This is a genomic window from Facivitalis istanbulensis, from assembly GCF_040560405.1.
GTDB lineage: Bacteria > Pseudomonadota > Alphaproteobacteria > Sphingomonadales > Sphingomonadaceae > Sphingomonas > Sphingomonas istanbulensis.
Genome location: NZ_JAVSCQ010000038.1, coordinates 21,647 through 35,317, shown reverse-complemented (window position 1 = coordinate 35,317; position 13,671 = coordinate 21,647). Strand labels below are relative to the sequence as shown.

Below are 13,671 nucleotides of genomic sequence, written 5' to 3'. Positions count from 1 at the left end.
TCTTGGGAAAGAACGGCCGAAGCCGCTTCATCTGATCGTCCGTCAGCCAAAACAGGTCGCTCATATCGGTCTCCTTGCGGAGCCTGAATCAGATCACGGCGCTCACATCAATGGGTCCTGACCCTAGAACATTCGCCCTCTCTGCGACGTTCGACTTCTAGAACCGAGCGAGACCCGTGACGTCACGAACAATCCGCGTCTGGCGCTGGGCGCATGAATGGTCGAGCTTGATATGCACGGCCTTCATATTAATCGCGTGTGTCACGGGCCTACCTCTGATATTTCGCGACGAAATCCGGTCGTGGGGCCTCAACGAGGCAGTGGTAGAGGCAGGCACTGGCCATAACGTGGCGGCCAGCATCGACGCTATGGTCCGCCAAAGCTTGGCCGAACGTCCCAAGCTTAAATTGCTTTCCATCACAGAGGAGGAGGATGCGCCCGAGGTGCGGATCTTCATGGCTCCATCGTGGGAAGGGTTGGAGCGCAACCCACAATCTGGTCACTGGATTTTCTATAATCGCTACACGGGTGCGTTTCTCCGCCAACGCGGTGATAGAGCGGATAAGGAAACGCGTGAGCCTTTACTCCTGTCTATCGCGCTTGCGATCCATGCAAACCTGCTGGCTGGCGACAATGGCAAAATCTTCCAGGGTGTCATGGCGATTGTCTTCCTTGTCGCCATCATATCGGGAGTCGTTCTTTATGCACCCTTCATGCGGAAACATGCGTTCGGTGCAGTAAGAACCCGGCGAGGCGCTCGCTTGAAATGGCTCGATCTCCATAACCTTCTAGGAATTACGCTCCTTGCTTGGACAATCGTCGTCGGCGTGACCGGAGCCGTAAACGAGTTTGACGACATGATCGGAGCGTATTGGGAGCGCACTGAAGTTGCGCCTATTATCCAGGCATGGGCTCGTCACGGAGGTGCGCCGACGGCGGAGCCTGTGTCCATCGATCAAATGCTTGAAACGGTGGGAAGCCAACATCCCGGCATGAGGATCGGCGGCCTTTTTTCACCCACTCCCGATCAACCTCACCATTATTCAATCCAGTTGGTTGGGTCTAGCGCGTTCAGCAGTCACCTTGTCACGACCGTTTTAGTCGATGCCAGAAACGGCGAGGTTACAGGGGCGGTCCCGACGCCTTGGTATATGAACGCACTGAATCTGTCGGCGCCTCTCCATTACGGGGACTATGGCGGCCTGCCGCTCAAGATCATTTGGGCGCTGCTCGATCTCGTCACGATCATCGTGCTCGGGAGCGGCCTCTATCTCTGGCTCGCCAAGCGCCGGCCGACGCCCGCCCGCTCGGCGGACGAGGCCGCAGCCGACGTCCAGCCTGCCGGATTGCTGCAAGCCGCCGAATGAAGCAGCCTCGCTCCAGCTTCGCTCGACAATGGCGCTGGCCGATCGTCATCGCGGTGCTGACGGTATTTGGCCTGCTCTCGGCCCTGATCGGGCAAGGTGGCGTCTGGTGGTGGCTGTCCTGGGCCGCTCTTGCTGCACCGCTTCTTGTCGTCGCCCGCTACTGGCCGCTCCGGCAGCTTTTCGAACGAAAGACCCGCGCATGATTGCCCTTCGCGGCGCTCATTTGGAACGGCGCTTGTCTCCGCGCTGGCAGTGGTATCTTGCGGCACCTCGACCATACTGGTCGCCAAGCCGCCTCAGGGTTGAACCGGCGATGGAATTTTCCATGCTCTTGATGCTCGATCACAAGGCTCGAAACTCGCGTAATCCGGCTAGTGCGGCCTCTGAACCCATGCAGGATTCATTGGCTGACGCCGGAGAGGTGGGCCGGTGAACTTGCACGCTCCTCAAGCCGAACGTCCCCGCGACGACCGTGAAAATGAACGGCCCGTGCCGGCTCCGCCCGTCTTATCGGCGATGGAGCCGCCGCTGCTTTTGGAACGCCACGGCTATGCGCCATCGGGCAGCAACCGGATTTTCGGCCTCGTTGGGACTGGGCTGATTTATCTCGCGGCGATGGCGGGGTTCTTCCTCACCATCAATCACGTCACATCGGTCAAGGCCCCCTCCGCGCTCGTGGTGTTCGACGTGCATCCGCCTGCCTCGCCGCCCGAAACTCCGCCCAAGGAGAAGGACGCACCAAAGCCGGTCGAGAAGAAGGAGAAGCAGCCCGAACCGCGCGAGGTGCGACCAGTCGAGCCGACGAAGATTCCAATCTCGCCGGTCACGGTGCCGATCCCGGTTGCAGCGCCTAGCCCCGCCGATCCCGGCCCCAAGGAGCCGGAGACGGCCGCGCCCAGGACGCTGCCCGCGCCGCCCGCACCGCAAATGGCGAGCAATGCTCCCGATTCGTGGGAGGGGCGCGTATTGGCGCAGCTTGCGAAGAACCGCCGCTATCCGCGCAGCGCGCAGGCAAGCAAGCAGCAGGGCATCCCTTATGTGCGGATCGTCATGGACCGCGAAGGCAAGGTGCTGTCGGTGCGGCTCGAACGCTCCTGCGGCTTCCCCGAACTCGATCGTGAGGCGGTCGCCTTGCCCAAGCGATCGTCGCCGCTGCCCAAACCGCCCGACGACAAGCCCGGCGATCCGCTCGAACTGGTCGTCCCGGTCCAGTTTTTCCTCTCCGTGCGATGATGCGGCTCGCGCTCCGCAACCGCCCCGACCGCGAACGGCGCGTGTTGTCCCTGCTGCGCGGCGCTGCGCTGGATATGGTGCCACGGTCGCGACGGGACGGCGAGGCCGTGCCTCGCGCGGAGCATCTGCGCTGCTTCGCCCATCTGCGCCGCGTCGCCGGAGAGCATGGGCTTGCCATCCAGCCACCCGGACTGCCTTATGTTGGCAACGACGAATTGCGCCTGCTGTCATGGCTGGCCGAAGCGCAGCGCGTCACCGGCTTCGCGACCATGCCCAGGCAACCAGAGTTGCGCGCCGCACTCCTTCGCTGCGCCGGGCTGCTCGACGGCATGGGGATGCGTCTCGCGCCGCTGACACTCTACGGCGCGCGGCTGCGGATGCTGACGGGATAGGAGCCGGAACAGGAGGGAAGGATGCTCTATCGCACAGGAACCGTATTGGCTGTCGCTGCTGTCGCGGCGCTGTTGGTCGCGGGGTGCAGCGGCGATCAGAAGGCCGCGAGCAAGGCGAACTTCAAGGCCGCTCTGCAGGAGTGGTTCGACCGAAACCCGGTCTGCACGACATTGGCGGTGATGAGCGACATACCGATCGTCAGGGAAGCGCGCGACCGTTCCAGTGCGGCGGGGATCGACGCCGCCGTGTCGGCCGGGCTGCTCTCGGTCGAATCCTTCCGCGAGGTGCCGCCGTTCGGCAGGACGCCGGAGGACTATCGCCGCTACCGGCCGACCGACACCGGAAAGACCGCGATCCGCAAGGGTAGGATGGGTTCGGTGGACATATGCTTCGCCCGCCGCGAGATCGAAAGCATCGAGACGTTCACCGAACCCGCCGACATGGCCGGTATCCGTCTGTCCCGAGTGACCTACCGCTATGGCCTTGCCGATGTCGCTCCCTGGACGAACGACGCCGCGATCAAGGCCGCGCTGCCCGCCATCGGCCAGATCCTCGCCAGTCCCCCGAACAGGCGACCGATACGCTGGTGCTGACCAACGAGGGCTGGAAGCATCAGCGCGCCATGATGTGATTCCTTCTTGTCGGAAGGGGCGGTCGGCGCGGATCGCGGTTGCGCGCGCGCAAATTCGTCTGCGATCTCCGGCAATTAACCGCGTATCGCGGGAGACGGACGTTGCCCGATCCTGTCATCCTTCCATTGTGCCGATGCTTGTCGCCGCGACCGGCGGGGATTCGGCCGTGCAGGATGTCCCGGAACGCTTTGCGCCGGGATACCGCCAACAGGAGTGGAGCATGACAGGGACCAACCGGGCGGATGCCGTATCCGCGTGGCGCGACCGTGCGCGCTATGATCGCCTTCTGGATTTCGACAGGGCCACATGGGCATGGGAATGGCTGCGCCGCACCCTCGATCCCGAGCCGGGACTGCCGCGCCGCGCGTCATGGACGATGCTGCGCGCCCGCCCGCCGCTCTGCGTCCTCACCCTCGGGCGGCGCGCCTGCGGGTGCGTGCTGCCGCTCGGTCCCCTGAGCGGCCTCGCCGACTTCGCGGGGCATGTCTGCTGGTGCGCCGATCCCATCGGGCCGGTGCTGACCGTGGACGCGCGGTCCGCCCGGCGCGGCGCGGCCGATCTCTTCGATCTGCACGCCCTCCATCATCCCGCCATCGTCCTGCGACACCGCGAAGGCGGCGAGCATGTGCTGATCGCCGACGGGCCGCGCTGTATCCGCATCACCGTCCGCAAGGGCACGCTGCTCGCCGGGCCGGTCCAGCTCGACTATCATCTGTCGGGCGGCGGCCCGCTCGACACGAGGATATTGACCTTGCGGCGGCTGACCGCGCTGCGCCGTCTCGGCCGCTTTCCCCGCACGCTGTTCCCGCCCGAACGGCGGGCGCGGCGCTGGGCGATGGCCTTGCAGGCATGGGACGGGCGGCGGGCCGGGGCGAGCCACCGCGAAATCGCCTGCGTTCTTCACGGCGATGTCCTTGTGCGCGAGCAATGGCTTGGCAGGTCGGACCATCTGCGCACCCATATCAAGCGATTGCTGCGCACCGCCGATATGCTGATCGGTGGAGGATGGCGGCATCTGCTGCGATAGCAGGGGTAAAGGTCCGGCGTCTCGCCCGCCCGCGGGCGACCGCGCTCTACTCCGCTGGACGCCTGAGGGGCGTCAAGCTGCGCCGGGCCGCCGTTCCGGCGTCCTGGCCGAAGGTCACGATCGCATGACGCTTGCCGGGGGGCTGCGCCCCCGGTTGGCTGCCCGGCGCGCGTTCTGCGCGCCGGCGTCGTTCGTTGGCATCCCCTTGGGCGCGGAGGGTGGTCGGCGCGCCCTGCTAGGCCCGCAGCGCCGCGCGGCAAGCCTGCGCTTCGCTCAGGCTGCTCCACTTCGTTCCGCCCCTTTGGGTGCCGCCCGCCGCTCTTGCGGGCCTCTCCGGTCGCCCCTGCCGCCCCCCCCCACGCCCGGCGGGTTTGCGGTGGTTTTTGGTCGAGACAGGAGGCAAGCCATGCGTTCCACTTCCCGCCGCCGCACCAGCGGAGAGGCCAGCCAGTCAAGCCGCGAAGCCAGCGCGGCCCCCCGCACGAACCTTTATGACGAGGTGACGCGCAAGATCATTTCCGAACTGGAAGCCGGCCGCTTCCCTTGGGTCCAGCCTTGGGACGTCAGCGCCGCAGCCGGTCCCGGCCTGCCCCGCAATGCCCTGACCGGACGGCGCTATTCCGGCGTCAATATAATGTTGCTCTGGGGCGCGGCCATCGAGGGCGGCCACGCTTCGCAGCATTGGCTCACCTTCAAACAGGCCCTTGAGGCAGGGGGCAACGTCCGCAAGGGCGAGAAAGGGACCACCGTCGTCTATGCCGACCGCTTCATTCCCGAAGCAGAAAAGGCACGCGCCGTCGAGAGCGGCGAGGACGCCCGCGCCGTGCCGTTCCTCAAGAGATTCATGGTCTTTAACGTGGCGCAATGCGAGGGACTACGGCCCGGACTGGCGAGCGAACCCGCGCCCTTGCCGGAACGCGAGATCGTCCCCCATGCCGAAGCCCTGATCGCGGCGACCGGCGCGGATATTCGCATCGGCGGCGACAAGGCGTTCTACTCGCCGTCCGGCGATTATATTCAGGTGCCGCCGCAACCGGCCTTCCGCGACCAGATCAACTATTACCGGACGGTCTTTCACGAACTCTCGCACCACAGCGGAGCAGCGCACCGGCTGAACCGCGACCTTTCCGGCCGGTTCGGATCGAAGCCCTACGCCCGCGAGGAACTATGCGCGGAGATTTCCGCCGCCTTCATCTGCGCGGCCTTGGGCATCGTCCCCACCGTGCGCCATGCCGATTATGTCGGATCGTGGCTCGAGGTGTTGCGCGAGGATAATCGCGCGATCTTCCGCGCCGCCAGTCAGGCGAGCAAGGCGGCGGATTTCATTCTCGCCTTTGGCGAACTCGACGAAAGCAGGGAAGCGGCATGAGCTTGCCGCGCTTCGCAGAGATTCCGCGCAATCCGCGCGGATGAGCAGCGCCGCTCTTCCGGCGCATATCCCGGCCCGCCCGCCATCCTACCAAGACCAACGGACGGGCCGGTTCACCCCACGAAAGGATGAACCGTCATGCAACTCGCAAACATCGAAATAGGCAAGCTGTTCGTCAGCAAGACCAACATGCGCCACGCCGACAAGTCCCCGGACGTGTCGGATATCCTCCCCACCGTGAAGGCGCGGGGCGTCATCGTGCCGTTGATCGTGCGTCCCGGCGACGACGAGGGACGTCCCGACATGTTCGGCATCATCGCCGGAGCGCGTCGTTTCCATGCCGCGATCCTTGCCTCGCAGGAGAATGGCGAGGCCGAACCCCTGCCGTGCGCGATCATGGAACCGGGCGACGATGCCGCCGCGCTCGAAGCCTCGCTGATCGAGAATATCGCGCGTCTCGATCCCGACGAGGTATCGCAATGGGATTGCTTCACCCGGCTTGTCCAGAAGGAAGGCCGCAGCGTGGAGCAGATCGGCCAGACCTTCGGCCTCACCGATCTTTATGTGCGGCGCATCCTCGCGCTGGGCAATCTGCTGCCCCGCGTCCGCAGCCTCTACCGCGATGGCGAGATCAATGCGGCGAGCGTCCGCCATCTCACCCTTGCCACCAAGGCGCAGCAAAAGGCATGGCTGGCCCTGTTCGACAGCGATGATGACTATTGCCCGACCGGCCCGCAACTCAAATCATGGCTGTTCAGCGGCGTATCGATTTCCACCAGACATGCGCTGTTCCCGCTCGATAGCTACAAGGGCAGGATCGTCGCGGACCTGTTCGGGGACGATGGTGTCTTTGCCGATAGCGATCAGTTCTGGCGCGCGCAGAATGAAGCTATCGCGGCAAGGCGCGATGCCCTCATGTCCGATGGCTGGACCGATGTCGAAGTGATGGAGCCGGGGCAATATTTCCATAGCTGGGAATATGAGCGCATGCCCAGGGACAAGGGCGGCAAGGTCTTCATCAGCATCAGCCATCAGGGCGAGGTCGAACTGCATGAGGGCTATCTTTCGGCCAAGGACGCGAAGAAGGCGCGCGCCGCGACGGTGAAAGCCAGCACCAGCGAAGCCGACCGGCAGGCTGTGCGCGACCAGCGCAGCGAGACGACCAGCGCCCTGCAATCCTATATCGACCTCCACCGCCATGCCGCCACGCGGGCCATGCTGACCGATCATCCCGGCGTGACGCTGCGGCTCATGCTGGCCCATGCCATAGCCGGTTCACCGCTCTGGAATGTGCGGGTGGAAGACCAGCATGTCCGCAACGACGCCATTGCCGAAAGCGTCGAAACCAGCGCGACGGAAACCCTGTTCGACGGGCAGCGCCGCGCCGCTCTGGCCTTGCTCGGCTTCTCCCCCGATGAACCCAATGTAACGGGCGGCGGCGATGATCTGCCTGCGATCTTCGCCCGGCTGATCGGCCTTGGCGATCATGATGTGATGGCCATCCTTGCCGTGGTCATGGGCGAGACGATGCAGGCGGGCAGCGCCGTTGTCGAAGCCGTGGGAACCTATCTCAAGGTCGATATGGCGAGCCTCTGGACCCCGGACGACGCGCTGTTCGACCTCATCCGCGACCGGCAAGTCGCGAACGCCATGTTGCGCGAAGTCGCGGGCAAGAAGGTTGCCGATGGCAATATCACCGAGAAGGTGAAAACGCAGAAAGCAATCATCCTTGATTGTCTCAACGGAGAGAACCAGCGCCAGAAGGTCGAAAACTGGGTTCCGAAATGGCTGCGGTTTCCGGCGACCAGTTACACGGCGCGGCCATTCTCCACACTGGCGAAATGGAAGCAGGTCGAACGGCATATCAAGGGTCTGCCGATAGTGCCGCCAGTCGATATCACGCCCGTCGATCCCTATAGCATCGCGGCGGAATAGCTGTTCAGGGGGCGGTGTATGCCGCCTCTTGTCCACTCGCCTCTAATAAAATCATTGCCGCCCGCGCGTCCATGGGACATGCGTGGGCGGCTGCTTCATTTGCGGCATTCCGTCTTTGCTCTATACTGTATAGGCAGTCATTCCGGCATCCCGCCTGCCAATCCTGAAGGACGTTCCCCTTATGGCTGACGCTGACGACGCGCGACAGGACCTGACCGTCCTGACGGTTGATCTTCTTTCCGCTTTCGTTTCGAACAACAATGTCCGCAGCGAAGACCTGCCCGGCCTGATCGCCTCGACCCATTCGGCGCTGGCCGCGCTCGATGCGCCAGTCGCGCCAGAACCCGAAGCCGAAGTCGAAACGCATGTGCCCGCTGTCGGCGTGCGCAAGTCGCTGGCGGATCGCGATTACATCCTGTCGCTGATCGACGGCAAACCCTATCGTAGCCTCAAGCGGCATCTGGCCTCGCATGGCCTGACGCCCGCGACCTATCGCGAACGCTACAAGCTGCCCGCCAGCTATCCGATGGTCGCGCCCGGCTATTCGGAAAAGCGCCGCGAGGTCGCGAGGCAGCTTGGGCTTGGCCGCAAGCCGCGCGCGGCCGAACCGCAGCCTGCCGCGCCGCCACCAGTCGAGACGGTGACGCCCACGGCACCGGCTAAAGCCGCCAGCAAGGCAGCGGCCAAAACGTCCGAGAATGTCGTCACCAAACCCGCCCGCAAGCCTCGCGCCGCCAAGGCCGTTGTCGCGGAAACGGCGGCAGCCCCTGCCAAGCCCAAAACGGCGCGCAAGCCGCGCGCCAAGCTGGGTATCGTTACCGAATAGTCGCTCTGGATGGGCTGCGATGGCGTTCAGACGTCATCGCTGCCGACCGGGCCACCTTCGCTTTCCATCCGGTTGATCGCCCGCGCATCTTTCGCGGTGAACTTGAGCCGTACCCCGATGCCGCCCGCTTCCTCTTCGGGCAGGAAGACGGCACCGCCTTCTTCCAACGTATGACGCAGCCGTGCCCTGGCATCGTCTTCCAGAGCGGCGCGGCCAGCTTCGAAATCGGCCAGCGCGGCTTCGTCGAGCGCGGCGAGACGGGCGACATGATCGCGCGGCCACTGCACCAGTGCCCGCGCGGCGCGGGCCAATGATCCTGTAATGGGCAAGCCCTATCTCCTTCGCTTTCAGCTTCGGGAGTCACGATAGCGCGGAGGGTGCGCGGATCGAGCAGCATCTTACGCGCATCGCCGGACGGGCCAGCGCAACGCACCGGGCGCGGTGGTCAGCATCCCTGTTTTCGCGTTGCCGAAGCACCGACCCCGGCTGTTGCTGCTGGACCTATGGGCGGCCCCGGCCGCCCGCAACCGGGCTTGCCACGGCTATTTTCCCCGCCGCGTGAACGCGGCTCCTCGCGCCCGCTTCGCTTCAAAATAGCCGCGCATCCCGGTCCTTCGCTCACGCTCCGGCCCTTCGGGTGCGGGCGTCCCGGTCAGCCCATTTCCGGTCCGCATCGTCGGGGATCGGCTCCGGCGAACAAGCGAAAGGAAGTTCCCATGTCCACTCTCGGTATCGTCTCGCGCAACCCCGACACCAACGAAATGCGCGGCAGCATCGGTCTGCTCGGTCGCCGCAATCCGCTCGGTATCGAGATCGTGCCCAACACTGAAAAGCGGGCGGAAAAGCAGCCCGACTTCCGCATCTGGAGCGGCCCGAACGACATCGGCGGCGGCTGGATCAGGAAGAACCGCGAGACCGGCAAGCCCTATATCTCGCTGCGCATCTTCCATCCGCAGATCGCGCCCTGGCCGATCTTTGCCAATCTCGGCCGCGCCGCCGGACAGGATGATGACGACGTCCTCGCGCTGATCGTCAACGAAGCCGCCTGACGGTCCTTCTAGCCCCCGCGTCCGGTCCGGCGCGGGGGCTTTTCCGTGCGGATGGCGCGCCGTGGGTCGAAGAAAGACCAGCATGTCTTCGACCCTGCCGGGGCCGCAAATCCTCCCGCACAGTCCCGGCATGTCACGGATGGTCCCCGCATCGTCCGGGCACAGCCGGAGGATCATGCACATGGACGACGACGAGAACGCCCGCGCCAGCAAGGCGAGGAAGGGCAGCCCGTTCCTGACCGCCAAGCAGGCCGCCTATTTCCTTGGCTTGCAGGTCAAGACCCTGACCAACATGCGCTGGAAAGGCAAGGGTCCGCTCTACCGCCAGCATGGCGGACAGGTCCGCTATCATATCGCCGACCTCGAAATATGGTCCCGCGAAAACCGGCAGAACGGACGAAAGGGGAAGCGCGATGCGTAAGCCCCTGTCCCGGCATCCGGCCAAACCCAAGCCCGCGCCCTTGCTCGAATGGCACCCGCCGCTGGCCCGTCAGCTTCGCGCGCGGCGTCGTCCGCTCATCATCGCGGGCGGCATCGGCCTTGCTCTGCTTGGGGCTACCGCCGCTCTCGATTTCGCGGGTCCGCCCGCGCCGCGCCTCATATGGAACGCATCCGCCAGCGCTCCCATCGGCCTCTGGCGCATCCATCCCGGCATGGCTGTTCGCACCGGAGACATGGTGCTGGCGACGACGCCCGACGCCGTGCGCCAGCTCGCCGCGCAGCGTCATTATCTGCCCGCCAATGTCCCGCTGCTCAAACGTATCGCCGCGCGCGATGGCGATGAGGTTTGCGCTCTGGGATATGAGATTTTCATCAACGGGCGCTGGATTGCGGAACGTCTGGACGCCGACCGGCATGGCCGCCCGCTGCCGTGGTGGAACGGCTGCGAACATCTGCGCGATGGCCGCGTGTTCCTGCTGATGGACACCGCCGAGTCCTTCGACGGACGTTATTTCGGGCCGATCAGCGAAACCGCGATCATCGGGAAGGCGGTGCCGATATGGCTACGCTGACCCGTATCGCCGCGCCCTTGGCAGCGGCCTCGCTGGCGCTCGCCCTGCCGATGGCCGCGTCCGCACAGGATGCTTCGCAGGCAGCGCAGACCGTTTTGCGCGCGTCGCCAGCGGTCGAGCGATGGTGGCCTTATATTGCCGAAGCGTCGCAGCGTTTCGGTATCCCGCAAGCATGGATTGCCGCCGTCATGCAGGCTGAAAGCGCGGGGCAAACGCACCGCAATGGCCGCCCGATCACATCCCACGCGGGCGCGATGGGGCTGATGCAGGTCATGCCCGGCACATGGGCGGCCATGCGGCGGCGGCACGGCCTTGGTCCCGATCCGCACAACCCCCGCGACAATATATTGGCGGGCGCGGCCTATCTTCGGGAGATGCATGACCAGTTCGGCTATCCCGGATTGTTCGCCGCCTATAATGCCGGACCCGCTCGCTATGCCGAGCATTTGCGGACCGGCAGACCGCTTCCGGGTGAGACGCGCGACTATATCGCGCAGCTTGCGCGCGCGCCCGCAGCGCCGTCCATGCCGCCCGCGATGCTCTCGGGAACGCGGCTGTTCTTCCCGCTTGGCGGCACAGAAAAACCCTCGCGGGCGGCCTCCGTTCAGGCCGATTCCGCACCCGAACCGCCCGCGTCCGGCGCGCTGTTCGTCCCCCTGAACGTCCCGCCCGGAGGCAAGCCGTGACGGGCGTTGCGCGTGGGGAGAGGGAATTATCCGCTCAGACATGCCCAGTATCCGGCATGGACCGGATCGCCTCAAGGACGACGCCGGACACGATTTTTTTCGGCTTGGCCAGGTCGGTTCTTCTCCTGCCTGGCCATTGCGACGCCGAAAAAAATCGCGCCCGGCATCGCCGCTGGCGCGGCCGCTTCGCGGTCCTTGACCCGGCCCGGTCCATACCGGGCGCACCCTCCTGTCTTTCAGGATCAGGAGGAAATCATGGCTTTGGAACAGCATATCGAGGAACTGCGCGCCGAGCTTCGCAGCATCGCCGACAAGGACGAATTGCGGCAGATCGAGGCCGAACTGGAAGCCGCGCTGGAGGAACTGGACCGGCGCTGGCGGGAGGACGGCTGACAGGCCACACAGAAGGCGGGAGCGGCGCGGCAGGCGCGTTGCTCCTGCTTTCGTGCTGCTCGCAAATGGCGGATTTGCAGGGGTTTGAGGCATTTGAAGCGGGTAGGTCGCGGAGTGCAAGATTAAAGCTCGATCCCGCAAGCGGGATCAAGTCATTGTCTGCACATCATTATTTCACGAGACAGGGTTTGCGGCCTGTGAGACAGGCTATTGCCAAGTCCTTGATAATATTGGCGCGCCCGCGAGACTCGTTGATCCGGCCATTATCTTCGGATCAGCCTCGCCAATTCCCAGCGGATTTGCAAGGCGACGAGGCGCGGCCATGAGCAACGACGACGATTTCACCCCCGATCTCGGCAAGCCGCGCGCGGGCGGAAGCCGGATGCGCCGCACCTATCTTCAGCGCGTGCTTCAGGCGCGCACACTGGCGGGCGGCGCAAGGCGCACTGGACGGGCTTTCACCGGGAGCCGGATCGGGCGCGGACGGGTGGCGGGACGGCAGCTTGCCAGCCGCGACCGCTTCTCCGCCCATCGCCAGCGCCGCGTCATGGTCAAATACCGGATCGCGAAGTTCAACAAGACGAACAGTATGGGCGCGGCCCGCGCGCACCTGCGCTATATCCAGCGCGACGGCGTGACCCGTGAGGGCGAACCGGGGCGACTCTATTCTGACGAGCAGGACGGGGCAGACGGCAAGGCATTTCTCGAACGGTGCGACGGCGACCGTCACCAGTTCCGCTTCATTGTCTCGCCGGAGGACGGCCAGCATTACGACGACCTCAAATCCCTGACCCGCCGTCTGATGACGCAGATGGAAGAGGATTTGGGGACGAAGCTGGATTGGGTCGCCGTCGATCATTTCAACACCGGCCATCCCCACACGCATATCGTGGTGCGCGGGAAGGACGAGCGCGGGCGGGATCTAGGGTCAGGACTCGTTGATCACAGCCAGAAGATGACGGTGGCGGCGAGTGCGATGGCGGAGAAGAATGCGGTGGGGCATCGGTCGTAGCGGGTGGCGACGCGGCGCCAGTCTTTCAGGCGGCCGAACATGATCTCGATGCGGCTGCGACGCCGATAGCGGCGTTTGTCGTATCTGATTGGTTCGTTGCGGGATTTGCGACCTGGGATGCAGGGCTGGATGCCCCTGGCCTGGAGAGCGTCCCGGAACCAGTCGGCGTCGTAGCCGCGGTCGCTGAGCAGCCACTGCGCGTTCGGCAGGTCGTCGAGCAGCGCTGCCGCGCCGGTATAGTCGCTGACCTGACCAGCGGTCATGAAGAAGCTCAACGGGCCCTCGTTCGCGTCGACGATGGCATGGAGCTTGGTGTTCATGCCGTCCCCGCCAGATGATCGTCGGCAGCGGCCTTGCTGCGGTGATAGGCGCTGGCGGCAGCGGTTGCCGCGCCCAGTGCGGAAATCTGGATCACGCGGCTGACTCCGGCGGCGCGGCAGGCGTCGAACAACGCGATCGGCCCGTCGGAATGGACGTTCGAATAGCCCCGATCGTCACCGAACAGCCCGGCGCAGTTCACCACCGCATCGACGCCCGCCAACCGCTCGTACCAGTCCTCCGCACGGTCGGCGGCAAGGTCACAGCGGATCGCCACTGCGCCCGGCGGGTACCGCCTCAAGTGATCCGGCGCGCGACCGGCGGCGGTGACACAGACGCCCTCCGCCACCAGCCGGGCGGCAAGGTGCCGCCCGATAAAGCCGCTCGCGCCCATGATCAGGACATGCATGAACTCTCG

17 protein-coding genes and 1 pseudogene are annotated in these 13,671 nt (G+C 65.1%); 15 read left to right on the top strand and 3 right to left on the bottom strand.

The features are described from left to right. The first annotated feature begins 176 nt into the window (after positions 1–176). The 9 genes from RN629_RS16630 (at position 177) to RN629_RS16590 (ending at position 8,782) form a co-directional block, all read left to right on the top strand. Positions 177–1,367 (top strand): PepSY-associated TM helix domain-containing protein, encoded by a 1,191-nt coding sequence (locus RN629_RS16630; protein WP_407036235.1) that lies wholly within the window; start codon positions 177–179, stop codon positions 1,365–1,367. Further along, positions 1,364–1,570 (top strand): hypothetical protein, encoded by a 207-nt coding sequence (locus RN629_RS16625; RefSeq protein ID WP_407036234.1) that lies wholly within the window; start codon positions 1,364–1,366, stop codon positions 1,568–1,570. The genes RN629_RS16630 and RN629_RS16625 overlap by 4 nt, the downstream gene beginning before the upstream one ends. A gap of 286 nt (positions 1,571–1,856) precedes the next feature. Beyond that, positions 1,857–2,600 (top strand): energy transducer TonB, encoded by a 744-nt coding sequence (locus RN629_RS16620; protein ID WP_407036233.1) that lies wholly within the window; start codon positions 1,857–1,859, stop codon positions 2,598–2,600. Further along, positions 2,600–2,992: a hypothetical protein gene (locus tag RN629_RS16615; protein WP_407036232.1), complete on the top strand. Its 393-nt coding sequence runs from the start codon at positions 2,600–2,602 to the stop codon at positions 2,990–2,992. Before RN629_RS16620 ends, RN629_RS16615 begins: the two co-directional genes overlap by 1 nt. A 45-nt stretch (positions 2,993–3,037) precedes the next feature. Then, positions 3,038–3,586, top strand: a complete 549-nt coding sequence (locus RN629_RS16610) for a hypothetical protein (protein ID WP_407036231.1) — start codon at positions 3,038–3,040, stop codon at positions 3,584–3,586. A 259-nt stretch (positions 3,587–3,845) separates the two neighbouring features. Further along, entirely contained in the window at positions 3,846–4,652 is an 807-nt protein-coding gene (locus RN629_RS16605) for a DUF2285 domain-containing protein (RefSeq protein ID WP_407036230.1), read from the top strand. 406 nt (positions 4,653–5,058) lie between these two features. Beyond that, positions 5,059–6,021, top strand: a complete 963-nt coding sequence (locus RN629_RS16600; protein ID WP_407036237.1) for an ArdC family protein — start codon at positions 5,059–5,061, stop codon at positions 6,019–6,021. Between the two features lie 138 nt (positions 6,022–6,159). Continuing rightward, positions 6,160–7,956: a ParB/RepB/Spo0J family partition protein gene (locus RN629_RS16595; RefSeq protein WP_407036229.1), complete on the top strand. Its 1,797-nt coding sequence runs from the start codon at positions 6,160–6,162 to the stop codon at positions 7,954–7,956. 181 nt (positions 7,957–8,137) lie between these two features. Then, on the top strand, positions 8,138–8,782 hold the full coding sequence (locus RN629_RS16590) for a MucR family transcriptional regulator (protein ID WP_407036228.1): 645 nt from the start codon (positions 8,138–8,140) through the stop codon (positions 8,780–8,782). Positions 8,783–8,808: 26 nt separating this feature from the next. On the opposite strand, the gene RN629_RS16585 is transcribed toward RN629_RS16590, so the two are convergent. Continuing rightward, entirely contained in the window at positions 8,809–9,111 is a 303-nt protein-coding gene (locus tag RN629_RS16585; protein ID WP_407036227.1) for a DNA-binding protein, read from the bottom strand. 387 nt (positions 9,112–9,498) lie between these two features. Between RN629_RS16585 and RN629_RS16580 the strand changes: the two genes are divergently transcribed. From RN629_RS16580 to RN629_RS16555, 6 genes are all read left to right on the top strand, one after another. Then, positions 9,499–9,831, top strand: coding sequence for a DUF736 domain-containing protein (locus RN629_RS16580; protein ID WP_407036226.1), 333 nt, complete (start codon positions 9,499–9,501; stop codon positions 9,829–9,831). 181 nt (positions 9,832–10,012) lie between these two features. Then, a complete protein-coding gene (locus RN629_RS16575; RefSeq protein WP_407036225.1) occupies positions 10,013–10,252 on the top strand; it encodes a helix-turn-helix domain-containing protein in 240 nt (79 codons plus the stop codon). Further along, on the top strand, positions 10,245–10,844 hold the full coding sequence (locus tag RN629_RS16570; RefSeq protein ID WP_407036224.1) for a S26 family signal peptidase: 600 nt from the start codon (positions 10,245–10,247) through the stop codon (positions 10,842–10,844). Before RN629_RS16575 ends, RN629_RS16570 begins: the two co-directional genes overlap by 8 nt. Continuing rightward, positions 10,832–11,530 (top strand): lytic transglycosylase domain-containing protein, encoded by a 699-nt coding sequence (locus tag RN629_RS16565; RefSeq protein ID WP_407036223.1) that lies wholly within the window; start codon positions 10,832–10,834, stop codon positions 11,528–11,530. Before RN629_RS16570 ends, RN629_RS16565 begins: the two co-directional genes overlap by 13 nt. 255 nt (positions 11,531–11,785) lie before the next feature. After that, positions 11,786–11,923 carry a hypothetical protein gene (locus RN629_RS16560; protein WP_407036222.1) on the top strand — a complete coding sequence of 46 codons (138 nt, stop codon included), beginning with the start codon at positions 11,786–11,788 and terminating at the stop codon, positions 11,921–11,923. Positions 11,924–12,245: 322 nt separating this feature from the next. Then, positions 12,246–12,935 (top strand): relaxase/mobilization nuclease domain-containing protein, encoded by a 690-nt coding sequence (locus RN629_RS16555; RefSeq protein ID WP_407036221.1) that lies wholly within the window; start codon positions 12,246–12,248, stop codon positions 12,933–12,935. Here RN629_RS16555 and RN629_RS16550 read toward each other — a convergent pair. Together RN629_RS16550 and RN629_RS16545 are read right to left on the bottom strand one after the other, a co-directional pair. Then, positions 12,866–13,258, bottom strand: a pseudogene (locus RN629_RS16550) (IS5 family transposase); the annotation flags it as partial. The gene RN629_RS16555 and the pseudogene RN629_RS16550 sit on opposite strands and share 70 nt — an antisense overlap. Next, positions 13,252–13,647 carry an NAD(P)H-binding protein gene (locus RN629_RS16545; protein ID WP_407036236.1) on the bottom strand — a complete coding sequence of 132 codons (396 nt, stop codon included), beginning with the start codon at positions 13,645–13,647 and terminating at the stop codon, positions 13,252–13,254. The pseudogene RN629_RS16550 and the gene RN629_RS16545, both read right to left, overlap by 7 nt. Positions 13,648–13,671 lie beyond the last annotated feature (24 nt).